The 1,266-nt window shown below is 71.2% G+C and carries 2 protein-coding genes; both read right to left on the bottom strand.

Annotated features, from left to right (window positions below; genetic code table 11):
* Nucleotides 1-21: 21 nt before the first annotated feature.
* Complete coding sequence (locus tag UWG_RS30970; RefSeq protein WP_016909926.1) at nt 22-729, bottom strand: DUF742 domain-containing protein; 708 nt, start codon at nt 727-729, stop codon at nt 22-24.
* 351 nt (nt 730-1,080) lie between these two features.
* The coding region (locus UWG_RS0124975; RefSeq protein ID WP_016909927.1) for a roadblock/LC7 domain-containing protein at nt 1,081-1,266 on the bottom strand (186 nt) is incomplete at its 5' end.

Raw genomic sequence — 1,266 nt, forward strand, 5'->3', positions numbered from 1 at the left:
GAACCTCCCACGGTTCCGCCGCTAGAGCTTGCGAAGTCCACTGAGCACCCTTTCGAGCAATGTCACGTCTGGCTGGCCGTCGACGTTGGTCCCGTCGCCGCCGGGCTGATGGATGGCGACGAGGCCCGCCTCGGCCAGGTCGGCGACGAGAATCCGGGCGACGCCGAGCGGGATGGACAGGAGTGCGGAGATCTCGGCGACCGACTTGATCTCGTAGCACAGGCGGCAGATCCGCTGGTGCTCGGGGAGTTGGCCCTGGAGCTGAGCGGTGGCTGCCGTGGTGTGCACCAGCGCCTCGATGGCGAGCTGGTAGCGGGGACGGGTCCGGCCACCCGTCATGGCGTAGGGGCGCACCAGGCGTTGCTGGGCGGTGCGGCGCTTGCCCTGCTCGGCGCCCGGTTGGGGGGCCGGCGGCGGCGTCGGCTCGATGCGCGGGGGTGGGCCCTCCTCGTAGGGTGCGGGCGGGCCCTGGGGGTACGGCTGTCGGGGAGCGCCCGGGTGGTGCGGTTGCTGCGGGGGGCCCGGGTGGTGCGGGCCGTTCGGGCCTGGCCAGCCCGGGCCCTGCTGGCCCTGCTGCCACTGCCCGGTCGCCTGATCGCTCGGCGACGAGGGGAAGTTGAACCGGTTGGGGAACGGTGCGTCCGCTCCGGAGATCGGCGTCTGGCCGCCCTGCGACCGCTGGTCATAGCCGTCGCCGTACGGCGACGGGCTTCCTGGGGGCGTTGCCACTTTCTCCTCCTCCGACTCACGGACGTGCGGACCGGTTCTCCCACCGCGACCTCGGATCGTCCCCCGAATCGCGACTGCGGTACCGCAGCGCGTCCCCGCACTGTATGGCGCCGGGGAGCAATACGCACTGCCTGTCTACCGGTTGAGAGCTCGGCCTCATTTAACGGAACGCATGGGGGACGCCGCTGGTTCGCCTGACACGCGACGATTTCGGGTGCATCTGTGCGGAAGCTGTGCAGGTCCGACGTCCGCCGGTGCAGGACGGCCGGTGCGCGTTCCGGTGCTGCGCGGCTCCGTCCGGCTGCGTCGGCCCTCCGGTCTCGATCCCACGTTCCCCCCTTCCTCCGCCCGCTAGTTGAGGAGGCTCCCCTGGAGCTCGGCGCGCAGGTCGGGCGTGAGGACGGTCCCGGCGCGGTCGACGAGCAGGGCCATCTCGTACCCGATGAGGCCGATGTCGGCCTCCGGGTGCGCAAGGACGGCGAGCGAGGAGCCGTCCGAGATCGACATGATGAAGAGGAAGCCGCGCTCCATCTCCAC

The sequence above is a fragment of the Streptomyces xiaopingdaonensis genome (genome assembly GCF_000262345.1).
GTDB classification, from domain to species: domain Bacteria; phylum Actinomycetota; class Actinomycetes; order Streptomycetales; family Streptomycetaceae; genus Streptomyces; species Streptomyces xiaopingdaonensis.